The following is a 12,880-nucleotide window of genomic DNA, read 5'->3' as shown; positions in this document are numbered from 1 at the left end:
GATCGGCAGATCGTGACCAAAATGTTGGGGCGCATGGGGAAGATGCCGCCCCTCTGCCTCTCCCCCTTTCGGACCCGCCATTGTGGCGGGTCTGTCAATCAGTCAAGACGTCATGTTATCCGTAGCAGCTGCCGAGCCTGCGAGGCTGCGTTCGGCTGCGCAGCAGTCGTGAGTCCGACAGATGCGGTCTGCCTGACACACACCATAATTTCTGGTTTTACGACTGCTTCGCAGCCGAACGCAGCCTCGCAGGCTCGGCAGCTGCTACAACGGGTGCGTCACGGCTGAAATTGCCTGGAATTCAGTGGGATCAATTTATGTCGCTAAGTTTTCATAAAATGCACGGAACCGTTCACGACAACGTCTCCTCAACCGGCAGCTATCGCGTAACTGACCTATTCTGAATCGACCGACAAAAGATCATCCTTTTGCGGTACCTGAACTCGTTACAGCAATGGAGGCTGGATGATGAAGGAGCATTCGATTGAGTTTCGCGCTGGAGAAGTGCGTACGCCGCACACTCCGCCCCTCGCCATGACCCGTTCCACCCACTCTTCCACGCTCAATAGCCGCATCGAGCTTTATACCCAGGAGGCGATGGTCAACTGGCTGGGCCCGTTGCAGCTGATGCGCACGGGCATACAAACGGCTGTCGCCACCACGATGGGAGCCTTCGCCGACCCGCGCGAAGTGCTGGCGATGCTCAACCCCCGGGACTCTAACCCGCCCATCCAGGTGGTTGCCGACGGTGACGTGTGGGTCGATTATCTGGCCGATACTGGCGATGGCTGGGACTCCACCTACTCGATGGCGCTGTGTGTCAGCCAGGCTGTCGAGTTGCCGGAACACCAGCTCTCACTGCCCCGCGGCGACGTGCTGCTGCTCGGCGGCGATCAGGTCTATCCCACGCCAGCCGGCAATGGGTATCGCACCCGTTTCCTTGACCCCTTCCGCGCCGCATTTCCCGCGCCGGTACCCAAGGAACGCCCGGATGACCAGGCCCAGCCCGTGCGGCAGCCGGGTGCGCCGTGGATATTGGCGACGCCCGGCAACCATGATTGGTATGACGGTCTGCGCGGTTTCTCCCAACTGTTTTGCGAGCAGAAGCCCATCGGCGCCTGGGAAACCCGCCAGCGCACCGGTTACTACGTGCTGCAGTTGCCCAATGGCTGGTGGGTCTGGGGCCTGGATCTGCAGTTTGAATCCATGATCGACCGCCAGCAGAAGCAATACTTCCAGCAGATGCACGCCAAATTGCAGCCAGGCGATCGCGTGATCCTCTGCACACCCGAGCCGAGCTGGGTGGACGAGGCGGAACGGCTGGCACGGGAAGACAGCAAGGCCTTGCCCTCGATCGAAACCCAGACGCCGCGCTTTCGCAGCCTGCGCGAGATCGAGGAACTCTTGGGTGACCACCTTGCGGTAGTCCTGGCCGGCGACTCACACCATTACGCGCGCTATCAGCCAAAAGCGGGCCCCCCGGCGCCGCAGCGCATCACCTGCGGAGGCGGCGGCGCCTTCTTGAATGCTACCCATCACCTTCCCGATCCGCCCAAGCCGATCAACGTGGGCGGAACCCGCCAGCATTACGAGCTGGCGGCCGTCTACCCGGCCAAAAAGACCTCCGAGCAACTGCGTAACCGGGCATGGCGGCTGCCTACCCGCAATCTCTCGTTCTGCGGCATGCTGGCCATCTTGTATCTGCTGTTCGACTGGATGGTACAAAGCGCAAGCACGGTGCCCCACCCGGCACGAGGCAACCGCAGCCTGATGGACGTATTGTCCGACCTCCAGGCATCTGTTCCCAACATCAGCGAAGTTTGGCGACATCTGCTCCTGGTCTTGTCCCACAGTCCTTCGTCGGTGATGTTCGCCGTGATCATCGTGCTGGGTTGCGCCGTGTTCTCTGCCGCCGGGGTCAAGCGCACCCGAAAGCTCGCCTATGCCATTGGGGCTGTTCACGGGGTCCTTCATCTGGCACTGGCAATCGGCCTGCTGTGGTTGATGGGCCGTGTCAACATCCACTACCTGCAGCTGGAGGTTGAAAACCTGCACCAGGTTGTGTTGTTCCTGGCGGAGACGCTGGTGCTCGGCGGCAGTTTGGGAGGCCTGTTGTTCGGTGCCTGGATGGTGATGGGCAATACCTTTTGGGGGCTGCACAGCGAGGCGGTTTTCTCTTCGCAGTGCATCGCCGACCACAAATGCTTCCTGCGCATGCATTTCAAAGGCGACGAACTGACCATTTATCCACTCAAGCTGGAGAAGGTCTGCCGGCGCTGGTCCCTGGGATCGGGAGTCGCCAAACTGGCGAAGGTACAGCGCACCTGGAGGTTGCGGGCAACACCTGAAAGCACTGGCCCGCGCTTCGTGCCAGCCTCGGGGGCGCTCGAACTGCAACTGATCGAGCCGCCGATCGTGATTCAACGTGGAAAAACCGCCTCATGAACGCTTCGTAGGCGCCAGGCTTGCCGGCGAAGGCGTTTTCAAAGACACCTTCGCCGGCAAGCCTGGCGCCTACACAGATGAAGCCGATATCAGAACCAGGTTTCCATCTGTATGCCGTACTGCCATACACCGCCGGCGTTGAAGTCCGACTTGCCGAAGTTGTCTGTGGAACTGTATCCGTCCAGATCCGAAGACCAGTTCATCAGGCTTGCGAACACTCGCAATTCAGGGCGTGTGAGCAGGTCTCCAACGTCAGGTTTGAATGTCGGGGCAATCGTGAATTTCCAGAAGTTGCCATCGACCGCATTACGTTGCATGTAGCCCTTGGGGTCGAGGTCCATGGTTTGCCAGCTCATCTCGTAGGCCATCTCGAAATTGCTGTTGATTTCATTGGCTAACCGCACGTTCAACGTCATCCAGCGATAGTCGTCACTCTTGACGTATCTGTCCTTGCTTTGTTCGGCCAGCAAACTGGGGCCTATGCGCCAGCCGGGGGCAATGGGCGTCTCGCCGTAAAGCGCCAGACGCAACGCGCGGGCATCGTCGATCAGCTCGCCATCCGCACCGATGTTCTTGACCTCTGCCCCCAGGCCTTGCCCGTAGAGCAGCGCTGTTTTAAAGAAGCCTTCGCGACCGAAAAAGTCTTTCTGGTGATTGGCCAGCATGCTGTGCAAGCCGGAATCCGCAGGCGTCAGGCCCGCTTCATTGGTGCGAGTGGCAAAGTCGTTTTTCTTTGAGCCAATGCCGTTGAACATCCACTGCCACTGACCATCATCGAAGAACTGGTTGGAGGTCAGGATGTAGCTTTCCACATCGGCATTGACACCGCCCTCACTGAAATCCCCATAGTTGCGCCCCATCAAGGAATAATTCGAGCGCCAGTGCTTGTTCATCTGCACATCGTAGATACCCCCTCCGGTGCCAGCCAGGTAGACGACGTCCGAGTCCAGCCAGTGGATATCGAAGTTGTCTCTGTCGAATCGTTTGCCTGCCCACAGGGTGGAGTTCTCGAACACTGAATTGCCCTTGAAGGCGGCGAGATGATCGAGCTCGGTAAACACCTGACGCACGTTCAGATTGCTCTCGTCGGCGGTCCAGTCGTTGGAGCTTTCCACACCGTCGGCGATGGACACGGTGAATTTGGAACGGGTGCCGTTCTGCGCGTAGATTTCTTTCGCCAGGTCTATGCGCATGTAGGTGTCGTCTTCGTTACCGAGTCGCCCGACGGCACCACCGACTGAACCGGCAGGTGTTGTGTAAGGGCCGCCACGACCACCGCCCAGCCCATCGTTGATCAGCAATCCGGAGCGGGCGTAACCCTTGAAGCTGAAACCGTCAGTCAGGTGTCCGCTACTGTCTTGCTTTTCCATGCTTTGCTGGCGGGCTTCGAGTTTTGCCAGTCGAGTGTCCAAAGTAGGCGCCGCAGTGGCGGCTGCAGTAGACGCCGCCGGTTGCAAGGCAGGAGTCGCCAGTTTGATCTGCTGCAATTCCCTGGCGAGTGCCTGGGTTTGCTGCTCGGCTGCGGCGGCGCGTTTTTCCGCAGCGGCGGCACGCGCTTCAAACGCGGCCATTCGTTGTTCCAGAGTCGCGGCTTGAGTGGTCGCCGCCGAGGTGCCGAGCACGCCTGCGAGTAGCCAGCTTGATGCTTTCTGCATGGGGATTTCCTGTTTTGTTTTTATTGTTTGGTCCTGCGACCGACCTTTTCTGTCGAGAGTCGTGATTTGCCAAAATCGACGAAAAAAAGGATGCCTCATCGCAAATACGCTGCTACATTTGGCGATGTTAACGTTAACTTTTCTAAAAACAAAAATAAAGAGGGCTTTATGAAACAGCTCAAATCTCTTCTTCCAGCAGCACTGCTTACCCTCTGCGCCGGGCTTCCATCCCTCTCGAGCGCCGCCGATTTGACGATCTCGTGCGGGGCGGTAGGTGCGGAGTTGCAACTCTGCAAAGAGGCTGTGCAGGCGTGGTCGAAACAGACTGGCAACAACGTCGAGGTGGTTTCCACGCCTAACTCGGCAACCGAGCGATTGTCGTTCTACCAACAGATCCTCAGTGCGCAGTCCAGCGACATCGACATCATTCAAATCGATATGGTGTGGCCGGGGATGCTGGCCAAACATCTGCTGGATCTGCGCCAGGTGCTTCCCGCCAACGCGACCCAAGGCTATTTCCAGGCACAGGTGGACAACGCCACGGTGAACGGACGGCTGGTGACGATGCCGTGGTTCACTGACTCGGGCCTGCTGTATTACCGCAAGGACTTGCTCGAGAAGTACAACCAGCAGGTGCCCCAGACCTGGGAGGAAATGACCGCTACCGCCAAAACTATTCAACAGGCTGAGCGCACCGCCGGAAACCCCAATGCCTGGGGTTATATCTTTCAAGGGCGCGCCTACGAGGGCCTGACGTGCAATGCGCTGGAGTGGATCAGCAGTCAACCGCAAGGCGGACTGGTCAATTCACGAGGCGACATCGTGGTCAACAGTCAGGCCTCAAGAACAGCGTTGACCCTGGCCAAAAGTTGGGTCGGCGACATCTCCCCGCCCGGCGTGCTCAATTACACCGAAGAAGAAGGCCGGGGCGTGTTCCAGTCGGGCAATGCGCTGTTCATGCGTAACTGGCCGTATGTCTGGGCCCTGGTGCAAAGCCAGGACAGCGCTGTAAAAGACAAGGTCGGGGTCGCTCCCCTGCCCCGTGGCGGCGAGACCGGCACCCATGCATCCACTCTCGGTGGCTGGGGCCTGGCGGTATCGCGTTACAGCGCTCATCCAGAACTGGCCGCCGAATTGGTGAGCTACCTGACCAGCGCCCGAGAGCAAAAACATCGTGCCCTGATCGGTGCCTATAACCCGGTCATCGAGTCGCTGTATCAAGATCCCGACCTGCTCGCGGCAATGCCTTATTACGCTCAGTTGCACAGCATTCTCAACGATGGGGTCATGCGCCCCGCCTCCATCACTGCCGATCGCTATCCACGGGTCACCAATGCGTTCTTCGATCGAGTGCATGGCGTGCTGGCGGGCGAGTTGCCTGTCGATCAGGCACTGGCCGATCTGGAAAGCGAACTTACACGTATCAAACGCCGGAACTGGTAAGCCACAAGGAAGGAAATCACCATGTCTGTCTCTACAATCCATGTCCCCGGTGACGAGTTGCTGCTCACCAGGGAGACGCCCGTACAACGTCGCCGGGTACGCGCCGCCTGGCTGTTTCTGATGCCAATGTTGCTGTGTCTGACCCTGGTGGCAGCCTGGCCGCTGCTGCGCACATTCTGGTTCAGCCTGACCGACGCCAACCTGGCGGACACCGGTGGCGGAACCTTCATAGGCTTTGGCAATTATCTGTTCCACAACGGTTCCAGCTGGTCGGGCATTCTGGTCGATCCGCAATGGTGGAACGCGGTGCGCAACACCTTGCATTTCACCGTGGTGTCGGTGGGGCTGGAAGTCGTACTGGGGCTGCTGGTGGCGTTGCTGCTGAACATCAAGTTCACTGGCCGTTCACTGGTGCGGGCGATGATTCTGATTCCCTGGGCGATTCCGACCATTGTCTCGGCGAAAATCTGGTCATGGATGCTTAACGACCAGTTCGGCATCATCAATCACCTGATGCTCAGCCTTGGCTTGATAGACGTCCCTCTGGCCTGGACGGCCGATGCGGATTTGTCGATGTGGGCGGTGATCATCGTCGATGTCTGGAAGACCGTCCCGTTTGTCACGCTGCTGATGTTGGCCGCGTTGCAGATGTTGCCGAGCGATTGCTACGAAGCCGCCAGGGTCGATGGCATTCATCCACTGAAGGTGTTCTGGCGTGTCACGCTGCCCCTGCTAATGCCCGCACTGCTGGTAGCAGCGATCTTCCGCATCCTCGACTCGCTGCGGGTGTTCGACGTGATCTATGTGCTGACCTCGAACTCATCGAGCACCATGAGCATGTCGGTGTATGCCCGCCAGCACCTCGTGGAATTCCAGGACGTCGGTTACGGCAGCGCGGCCTCGACGCTGCTGTTTCTGGTGGTTGCGGTCATCGCCCTGCTTTATCTCTACCTCGGACGCCGTCAACTGGAGGTCCGCTCATGAACCTGCGCCTACTGAAAAAAGCCCTGTTGCGCCTCGGGTTCTGGTGTCTGATCGGGGTGTTGCTGCTGTATGCGGTCTTCCCTTTCTACTACGCCATCGTGACGTCGCTGAAGCCGTCCAGCGCCTTGTTCGAGGTGAGTTACTGGATCGACAACCCCGACTTCTCCAATTACACGGCGGTGCTCAATCAGGCCTCATTCCTGCGGGCGATCGGCAACTCGCTGGTGGTTGCGCTGTGCGTGGTGACCCTGGCGCTATTCCTCAGCCTGACCGCCGCCTATGCCTTGGGCCGGGTGAAGTTTCGGGGGCGTGGCACGGTCTTGATGATGGTCCTTGGCGTGTCGATGTTTCCTCAGGTTGCTGTGCTGTCGGGGCTGTTCGAAGTGATCCGCGCGCTGGGCCTGTACAACACGTCCTGGGCATTGATTCTGAGCTACACGATTTTCACCCTGCCCTTCACCGTCTGGGTGCTGACCACGTTCATGGGACAACTGCCCCATGAACTGGAAGAAGCGGCAATCATGGATGGCGCCTCGCCCTGGGTCACGCTGACCCGCGTGCTGTTGCCGCTGCTCTGGCCCGCACTGGTCACCACCGGCCTATTGGCCTTCATCGCCGCGTGGAACGAGTTCCTGTTTGCCCTGACCTTCACCCTCACCGACACGCAACGCACGGTGCCGGTCGCCATCGCCCTGATTTCCGGCGGCAGCCCCCATGAGTTGCCTTGGGGGCTGTTGATGGCTGCATCGGTGGTGGTCACCGTCCCACTGGTGATTCTGGTGCTGATCTTCCAGCGCCGAATCGTTTCCGGTCTCACTGCCGGCGCGTTAAAGGGTTGATGCCCAACAAAGACAAGGAACAGCATCGTGATCAAATTGAAACTGGACAACGTAAACAAGCAATTGGGCGGCGCGCGAATTCTTCGCGACGTCAGCCTGGAAATCGCGGCGGGTGAATTCGTGGTGTTTGTCGGCCCTTCGGGCTGCGGAAAGTCGACCCTGCTGCGACTGATCGCCGGCCTGGATTCGATCTGCGGCGGCGACCTGCTGATCGACGGGCGTCGGGTCAACGACCTGGAGCCCCGCGAGCGTGGCGTCGGCATGGTGTTTCAGTCTTATGCGCTGTACCCGCATATGAGCGTCTACGACAACATCAGTTTTGGTCTCAAACTGGCCAAGACGGACAAGGCCAGCCTGCGCGAGCGCGTACTGAAAACCGCGCAAATCCTGCAACTGGACAAACTGCTGCAACGCAAGCCAAAAGAGCTGTCCGGTGGGCAACGTCAGCGTGTGGCCATGGGCAGAGCCATGGCGCGGGAACCGGACATTCTGTTGTTCGACGAACCGCTCTCCAACCTGGATGCCTCCTTGCGGGTGCAGATGCGCAACGAAATTGCCCGACTGCACGATCGGCTCGGCTCGACCATGATCTACGTCACCCACGATCAGGTTGAAGCGATGACCCTGGCCGACAAAATTGTCGTGCTCAATGGTGGTCGCGTAGAACAGGTCGGTTCACCGCGTGAACTCTATGAGCGCCCGGCCAGCCGCTTTGTCGCCGGTTTTCTCGGTTCGCCCAGAATGAATTTTCTGTCGGCGCGCCTGCAGACGCCAGGCGAAACCAGCCTGGTCGATACCCTCGTGTGGGGTGTCACCTCCCTGCCCTTCGACAGCTCGAACCTGGCGGCCGGCACGCAGCTGACTCTGGGGATTCGCCCGGAACACGTGTCGCTCAAAGCGGTGGACGGAACTGCCGGCGTCGTGGTGATCGCGGTCGAATACCTGGGCAGCGAAACCTATGTGCACCTGGAGACAGGTCAGGACGAACCACTGATCTGTCGTTGCGAGGTCAGCGCCGGATGGCAAGCGGGCGATCGGGTTGAGCTGCAACTGGACATCGACAACCTGCACCTGTTCGACGCCGACGGCACGGCCTTGAGCCGTCATCCACACGCCATTGAAACCCTGCCGGCTGGCGTCCCTCAGCGCTCGGCACGAGCAAGCGCCCTATGACTGTGTCTTTGAATTGCATGAGTGTTCCAATGTCCGCTGCCCTTGAGCTTGCGCAACAGGCGCTGAATGACGGTCTGTCTCGCGTCATCGATGATTATCGCCCCGGTTATCATCTTGCCCCTCCCGTGGGCTGGATGAACGACCCTAACGGGGTGGTGTACTTTCGTGGCGAATACCACGTGTTCTATCAACATCACCCCTTCGACGCGAAATGGGGCCCGATGTATTGGGGGCATGCCAAGAGCACCGATCTGGTCCATTGGCAGCATCTGCCCATTGCGCTGGCGCCCGGCGATGACTTTGACCGTGATGGTTGTTTTTCCGGTAGCGCGGTGGTGTGTGGCGATACCCTGGCACTGATCTACACCGGGCACACCTGGCTGGGGGACGTGGGTGACGAGCGCTCGATCCGTCAAGTCCAGTGCCTGGCCACCAGCAGCGACGGCATCCGGTTCGTCAAGCATGGCGCCGTCATCGAGGCCGCGCCGCACGATTCGATCATGCACTTTCGCGACCCCAAGGTATGGCAGGAGGATGACGGCTGGTACCTGATTGCCGGCGCACGCCTGGGCGATAAACCGTTGCTGCCGCTGTACCGTTCCACGGATCTGCACGTCTGGGAGTTCCTCAACTATGTGGCCAGCGGCAGCGCAGGCGATGGCTATATGTGGGAATGTCCGGACCTGTTCCGGTTGAACGGACGCCAGGTGCTGCTCTACTCCCCTCAAGGCATGCAACCCCAGGGTTACGATCGACTCAACAAATACCAGACCGGTTATCGAGTGGGCCAACTCGACAGCGAATGGCACTTCAACGGCGGGCCTTTTATCGAGTTGGATAACGGCCACGATTTCTATGCCGCGCAAACGCTCCTGGCGGCCGATGGCCGGCGCCTTGTGTGGGCGTGGCTCGACATGTGGGAAAGCCCGATGCCGAGCCAGGCCCATCACTGGTGCGGCATGCTCGGCGTGCCACGCGAACTTGAACTGCACGCCGATCGCCTTTGCGTGTATCCGGCACGAGAGCTCACCGCGCTGCGCATGGCGCCATTGCCGGGCGCGCCTTGGTGGGAGGGTTCGGGAAGCCGGTGGGTGCCGGAAGTGAATGGCCAGATGCTCGAAATTCATGTGCATCTGGATTTGCGTGATTGCACCCACGGCCATCTCGGAATCGCCTTGCGTTGTAGCGACGATGGCCAAGAAGAAACCCTGCTTTATTACGATGCATCGTTGCAACGTCTGGTGCTTGACCGCAGTCGCGCGGGTGCGCAAGTCACTGGCCAGCGCAGCGTGGCGATTGACCCGACACAAGAACGACTGGCACTGCGGGTGTTCCTCGATCGCTCGTCCATCGAGGTGTTCGACGAAAACGGACGCTTCAGCCTCAGCAGTCGGTTCTATCCGCGACCCGACAGCCTGGGCGTGAAGCTGTTTGCCAATGGGAGTGGTGGCCGTGTCTCGATTCCCAAGGCATGGCCTCTGGCCTCGGGATGGCTGTGAGCGGCGTCATTCGAGTCGCGGGAAACCCGGGCCCTGTGTCATGATCCTGCGTCAACCTGACCGGCCTCGCCTCGCATGACTTCAGTGAAAGACGTTGCACAGCTGGCCGGCGTGTCCCTGATGACGGTTTCTCGAGCGCTCAACAACCCGGAAAAACTGAGCCCAGAAACCCTTCAGCGGGTGCGTCGCGCCATTGACGAACTGCAATTCGTACCGAGCCTGTCGGCGCGCAAAATGCGCGGCGACAACCTCCAGTCGCGCACCATCGGTGTGTTCGCGCTGGACACCGCGACCACACCGTTCGCGGTCGAGTTGCTGCTGTCCATCGAACAGACCGCGCAGCAGGCGGGCTGGAATGTGTTCATCCTCAACCTGTTGAGCAACCCGCCGACCGACCAGAACATCGACTTGATGCTGTCGCACCGTCCCGACGGGTTGATCTTCAGCGCCATGGGGTTTCGCCAGGTGTGCATTCCCGAACGCTTGAAGAGCAAACCCCTGGTGCTCGCCAATTGCCTGGCAGATGACAGTCGCCTGGTCAGTTATGTGCCCGATGACGAAATGGGGCAGTATCGAGCCGTCCATCACGCGTTGAGCCAAGGCTATCGGCGTCCGCTGTGTATCAACTTGCCCAAACAGAGCCTGGCCTGGGGCTTGCGACAAAAAGGCCTGCAGCGTGCCTGTCAGGCATTTGGCCTTGCGCCTGAGGCATTGCTGCAATACGACCTTTCCGATCACGACGCCTATGGTGAAACCGCAGCCATCCTCGACCGGCACATCATCGAGGGTCGCCCGCAATTCGACATCCTGATCTGTGGCAACGACCGGATTGCCTTTTGTGCCTATCAGCTGTTGTTGGGCCGAGGTCTGAAAATTCCCGCCGATGTCGCCGTGCTCGGCTATGACAACATGATCGGCATTGCCGAACTGTTCATTCCGCCGCTGACCACGGTGCAATTACCGTACTACGAGATCGGTCGCAATGCGGCCCGGCACCTGATTGAGGCCCTTGAGGTAGAGGGAGCCCAGAGCGTTGATTGTCCATTGGTGGTCAGAACGTCGTTGTGAGCCATCAACCCCCTTTACCGAGGGCCAGCGCTCGGTAAAGGGTTGAGTGTTTACTACGGAACGAAGTTATTACCGGCATCCGATTCACCACCAATTTCCCCCAGCATCATGACTGTTGCTCATGATCGCTGCCACGCCGCGCCCTCTCGCCTCATCCCGCCTCCCCTCCCGAGTAGTCCGAAACTCCCACACCGTCTGGGAGTATCCGCCGATGCGCAATACCTGGCGCTTATCCATAGTTGCGACCAAAGGTCAACGGTCAGGCCTAGATGACCGCAACTGCCCAGGTAAACGTAATGACTATTGAAGAACAAAACTCATCGCTGACCATTGCTCTGAGCGTGGTCGGGAGCGGCGCGAGCGTTTCGCTGGACGAAACATCCGGGTTGCAAAATGCCACCGCCACGCCAGCCCCATCGGGCGACGCTGACGACAATGACATTCTGGTGGCCTCCCTGCCCTCGACCTTCGCTACCCGTTTGACCGCCCTGGGCGCCGGTACCGCAACGGGGGCAGCGTTGAGTGGTTATACCGGTGCCGTGGGCAACACAGGCAGCAATGCGTTCACCGTCACCCCCGACCCCGGAGCCACCATTACCAATATCAGCTTCGTCGACAGCAATGGCGCACCACTCAATGGTCTGGACAGTGGCCTGGATACCCTCGATGGCACCAGCATCCTTCTCTACACGGATGCGAACAACGACAATATCGTTCTGGGCCGGGCCGGTGGCGCTAATGGCACGATCGTGTTCGCCGCCTACATCGAAGAAACCGGATCGCCGGTCTCGGGCGGCAAGATCTGGACCGTGGAGTACCAACCGCTCAAGCATACAGATACGGCGAATCCCGATGATTCGCTCAATCTGCTGAATAAGGTGTTCATCGGAGCCAGTCAGGACCTGGAATTCAGCCTGGCCAATGCCCCCTCCGGGCAGAACCTGTTCCTGATGTTCACCAAAGCGAACCCGGCAACTGAAACGGTCAATGGTGTCGTGCGGATCACGGACCCCACCATCATCGCCACCGGAAAGAACCCCGCGGACCAGTCAAGCGGCGCCAATATAACGACTGGCGACACCATCAATACCAGCCAGGCGGGTGGCCCGACCACCTTCGGCACCAACAACCAGATGATTACGGAACAGGAAGGCATTCGTTATTCGTTTGTCACGGGTGCCCGGCAGGATATGACCATTCCAAATCTGGATCAGAACGAAGCAGATGTTGAATCCAATATCGATTTTACCGGCGTCTTCAATGCGAAGATGGCCAATTTCGACGTCGTACAGCTGCAAAGCGGCAAGAGTGCCGTGGTAAAAATCAGTGCATTCAACACCGCTGTTGAATCTGGCGCGAACTTCATTAACGGTTATGTGGGTGATACGTCGGTTGCCATCACCAATGTTCGGGTTTTCAACATCAGCACCGGGCAGGTGATCGAGAACTCAAACGGATCGGTGAATGATCCGAGCATTATCATCAGCTTTTCTGGTGGGGTTGCAACCATCACCGGCGTTAAAGCCGGCTATCAGATTGAATACACCACCACGACGGACCACAACCGCGTGCTCATCGAGAACGGGGCGGCCCTGGATGCCAAGGGCACTGCCCATGCCGATTTTGATATCGGTGGTTTCACGCTGGTCCAGGCCTCTATTTCGAAAACCGAAATCGGCTCCAAAATGATTTTCGAGGACGACGGGCCGACCGCGACCGGTACCGCCGTGACGGGAACCGTCGACGAGGACGGTCTGGCCAATGGCATTGCCGG

At 59.2% G+C, this 12,880-nt stretch carries 9 protein-coding genes; 8 read left to right on the top strand and 1 reads right to left on the bottom strand.

Annotation, left to right across the window (positions count from 1 at the left end):
- Positions 1-468: 468 nt before the first annotated feature.
- A complete protein-coding gene (locus BZL43_RS00670; protein WP_095630549.1) occupies positions 469-2,445 on the top strand; it encodes a metallophosphoesterase in 1,977 nt (658 codons plus the stop codon).
- Between the two features lie 89 nt (positions 2,446-2,534).
- Here BZL43_RS00670 and BZL43_RS00665 read toward each other — a convergent pair whose 3' ends face one another.
- Complete coding sequence (locus BZL43_RS00665; RefSeq protein WP_095630548.1) at positions 2,535-4,100, bottom strand: carbohydrate porin; 1,566 nt, start codon at positions 4,098-4,100, stop codon at positions 2,535-2,537.
- A 168-nt stretch (positions 4,101-4,268) separates the two neighbouring features.
- Between BZL43_RS00665 and BZL43_RS00660 the strand changes: the two genes are divergently transcribed.
- The 7 genes from BZL43_RS00660 to BZL43_RS00630 form a co-directional block, all read left to right on the top strand.
- Complete coding sequence (locus BZL43_RS00660) at positions 4,269-5,543, top strand: ABC transporter substrate-binding protein (protein ID WP_095630547.1); 1,275 nt, start codon at positions 4,269-4,271, stop codon at positions 5,541-5,543.
- Between the two features lie 21 nt (positions 5,544-5,564).
- The gene (locus BZL43_RS00655) at positions 5,565-6,527 is read left to right on the top strand and encodes a carbohydrate ABC transporter permease (protein ID WP_095630546.1); all 963 of its coding nucleotides are present in this window, start codon (positions 5,565-5,567) and stop codon (positions 6,525-6,527) included.
- Positions 6,524-7,366 (top strand): carbohydrate ABC transporter permease, encoded by an 843-nt coding sequence (locus BZL43_RS00650; RefSeq protein ID WP_095630545.1) that lies wholly within the window; start codon positions 6,524-6,526, stop codon positions 7,364-7,366. Before BZL43_RS00655 ends, BZL43_RS00650 begins: the two co-directional genes overlap by 4 nt.
- A gap of 27 nt (positions 7,367-7,393) precedes the next feature.
- Entirely contained in the window at positions 7,394-8,539 is a 1,146-nt protein-coding gene (locus BZL43_RS00645; RefSeq protein ID WP_095630544.1) for an ABC transporter ATP-binding protein, read from the top strand.
- A complete protein-coding gene (locus BZL43_RS00640) occupies positions 8,536-10,038 on the top strand; it encodes a glycoside hydrolase family 32 protein (RefSeq protein ID WP_095630543.1) in 1,503 nt (500 codons plus the stop codon). Before BZL43_RS00645 ends, BZL43_RS00640 begins: the two co-directional genes overlap by 4 nt.
- 75 nt (positions 10,039-10,113) lie before the next feature.
- Complete coding sequence (locus BZL43_RS00635) at positions 10,114-11,106, top strand: LacI family DNA-binding transcriptional regulator (RefSeq protein WP_095630542.1); 993 nt, start codon at positions 10,114-10,116, stop codon at positions 11,104-11,106.
- A gap of 296 nt (positions 11,107-11,402) precedes the next feature.
- Positions 11,403-12,880, top strand: a 1,478-nt coding sequence (locus BZL43_RS00630) for a DUF5801 repeats-in-toxin domain-containing protein (protein ID WP_371916193.1), incomplete at its 3' end; no start/stop codon positions are given.

It is taken from the genome of Pseudomonas sp. PICF141, assembly GCF_002286815.1.
GTDB lineage: Bacteria > Pseudomonadota > Gammaproteobacteria > Pseudomonadales > Pseudomonadaceae > Aquipseudomonas.
The sequence above is the reverse complement of the archived record's forward strand: the minus strand, read 5'-3'. Positions and strand labels throughout refer to the sequence as shown.